The 698-nt window shown below is 44.6% G+C and carries 1 protein-coding gene; it reads right to left on the bottom strand.

All coding sequences use genetic code 11. The features are described 5' to 3' along the window. Positions 1 to 200 precede the first annotated feature (200 nt). Positions 201 to 515 carry a type II toxin-antitoxin system VapC family toxin gene (locus AC0QHF_RS00450; protein WP_324702222.1) on the bottom strand — a complete coding sequence of 105 codons (315 nt, stop codon included), beginning with the start codon at positions 513 to 515 and terminating at the stop codon, positions 201 to 203. Between the last annotated feature and the right edge of the window lie 183 nt (positions 516 to 698).

Genomic DNA, 698 nt, shown 5'->3' with positions numbered 1-698 from the left:
GGTTTCTCAAAAAAAGTCGAAATTTTTAACATTTCTTAATTTTTTTTGAAAAAATAAATAATGCGATCGGCAATGTGAAGCCAATCAATCGACTCCAGGGGGCGATCGCGATGACGGAAAAATTCCGATATTTGCGATCGCGCCACTCAAAGCCCCCAGAATTGGGGGTGTCGGGGGCTATAGCAGTGTGAAATGATTCGTCAAAATCCGATCCACTCATCGAACGACATCAAGGAATGAATCTGATATGCTGTTCCCTCTAGTGATCGAATAAGTTTACTGTCAGCCGTCACGAACGGTATCTTCAAACGCTCCGAGAGTGCAATGTAGCAGGCATCATAGGCTGATATAGCCTGGGCGATCGCTATATCCAGGGCCTCACTCACCAACTCTGGAATTGCCATTCTTTTGAGTGCCAATCCCTTGAGCCTCAGCAAGCTGGCTTTTGCCTCGGCAGCGGGGTAATTTAGCGCGATCGCTGGTGATGTTGTGTTGAGGGGCGATCGCTTTCCCATGTCAAAATTCGTGTCAAGAGGGGGTTGACAGGGGGCGAAATTTCCCGTAAACTATTGACATCCTTCAAAATAATCGGATGGTTGCAAAAATTTTATTTCTGTCACTACTCCCATTATCTAAAATAATACCGGAAGTCAAGCGCAAAAGCAAGGGTTTCTCAAAAAAAGTCGAAATTTTTAACA

The sequence above is a fragment of the Lyngbya sp. CCY1209 genome (assembly GCF_055795065.1).
Note: the sequence above shows the minus strand (reverse complement) of the source record. Positions and strands in the feature narration are given on the sequence as shown.

What these genes read in the sequence shown, in the direction of transcription:
- AC0QHF_RS00450 (WP_324702222.1), bottom strand. Translation starts at nt 515, where the DNA reads ATGGGAAAGCGATCGCCCCTCAACACAACATCACCAGCGATCGCGCTA.